This window comes from Deltaproteobacteria bacterium, from assembly GCA_030690165.1.
Taxonomy (GTDB): Bacteria; Desulfobacterota; GWC2-55-46; order UBA9637; family UBA9637; genus JACRNJ01.
Map to the genome: position 1 here is coordinate 1 of JAUYHF010000012.1, position 1,625 is coordinate 1,625.

The window sequence follows — 1,625 nt, forward strand, 5'->3', positions numbered from 1 at the left end:
TTGAGGATATTTGTTTCTATCCCATTTAGATTAACAGCCGTAAGCACTTCGCCTGCTACAAAAGTCCGGCTTCTACTAAAAGTTGCTCCCATCTTACACCTCCTTCTTTTCTTCTGTTAAGTTGTATTCCTTATTTAAAAACATCGCTATATCCTCTTCAGCCTGTCCTGTTGCTTGCAAGGAAGCTCTTACGCCTAATCTAACTTGATTTATTATATGTGTAATATCCGGTGTCTGTTTTACACATTCCTTGCAACAAATATAATTCATGGATGAGGGTTTTCCATCATTCAAGATATTTATTAGTTTTTGCGTATAACTTGAATTTCTTTTAAAAACCATTGCCGTCTTTCCGCCCTGCTCTACAATGTCTCTTTCGCCTAATATCTCTTTCAGGCAAGACATGCAATAAATCGCCTTCATTCCTATACCATCGTATTCAATGTAACAATCCTTCATGGTCGCACCCCCAAGTTTCTATATGGTATTAACACCTGTGATATTCTAAAGTCCTGATTTATCCCTGTATTATATAATTCACCCTTAATCCTCTTACCAGTTGTGCCTATTGGGAAACTCTCGTCTATTAAATACTGCCCGCCTAAAACATCTGTATCTAAAACAAAGCTATCAAGAACATCGCCTGTGCCTGTAAGGGATACTGTTTGTGTAGACATTAAAATATTATCCACCCATATATCCACAGATATATCCCAACTACCCACCGGCTCTGTTACTATCCTTCCCTTGTCTATCATCTTGGTCATTATAGGATTACCCAATCCAATATACGGGAATGTAAACCCCTTCCTATATGCCGCACTATCATCATTTATATTGGCAGTCTCAAGCTCCCACATAAACCCTAAATAATCGCCTGTATATATTTTATAATTCCCTACTGCTTTTCTAATCAATGCCGAGCATGAAGCCTTATATCCCGAATTACTTGCCGTGTTCTCATGCGGCGCACCCCATGCCTCGTTTACAGGTCTGTCTATAAAATAAGGCAGGCATACATCAACCTGTGAGCTGCCATTTCTAACCATAAAGAATTTAATACATCGCATAGACGGGTCATAACAGGCATGAAATTGTTCTATCTTTGAAAGGTCTATATTCTCCCTTATCCACCTGTCTATATAGGCAGGTCGGGCTATTGAAGATGCCTTATAGTCTCCTGTCTGTATAGCGGCTGATACAGAGTAAATATCGCCGTCTATTGTAAACACCACAAGGTCATTATCTGTCTTAACTATCAGCCTGTGATTGCCTGCGCCTGCGTTCCAAGGGGAGTTCTCATAACCCCATTCAGAAGTAGTAAGTGAAATATCATCTATAGGAAAAGCCTGTCTCTTACCAAAAGCCCATAGCGTATCTTTCCATTCAACCAAGCCAATAACGCCATAAGAGTCTTGAGTATCTATTGGTATTTTAACAACACCAGTTACAAAATTATCACTATCTACGGCAGAGGCATAAACAGCCCTTGTCCCACATGCCGCCCATATTCTCTCCGATGCGCCCTTGCCATGCACAACTAATTGAATAGGCTGATTAGCCGCAAAGTCTGCATGTGGGTTAGCAATATCCGAAGCAGAACCAGCCGCCCCGTCCCATGTTTG

General features: G+C 40.7%; 2 protein-coding genes. Both read right to left on the reverse strand.

Annotated elements, in window-relative coordinates; all coding sequences use genetic code 11:
* Window positions 1–93 precede the first annotated feature (93 nt).
* A complete protein-coding gene (locus tag Q8P28_03270) occupies window positions 94–459 on the reverse strand; it encodes a hypothetical protein (GenBank protein ID MDP2681816.1) in 366 nt (121 codons plus the stop codon).
* A partial coding sequence (locus tag Q8P28_03275) for a hypothetical protein (protein ID MDP2681817.1) occupies window positions 456–1,625 on the reverse strand: 1,170 nt, incomplete at its 5' end. The genes Q8P28_03270 and Q8P28_03275, both read right to left, overlap by 4 nt.

What these genes read in the sequence shown, in the direction of transcription:
- Q8P28_03270 (MDP2681816.1), bottom strand. Translation starts at nt 459, where the DNA reads ATGAAGGATTGTTACATTGAATACGATGGTATAGGAATGAAGGCGATT.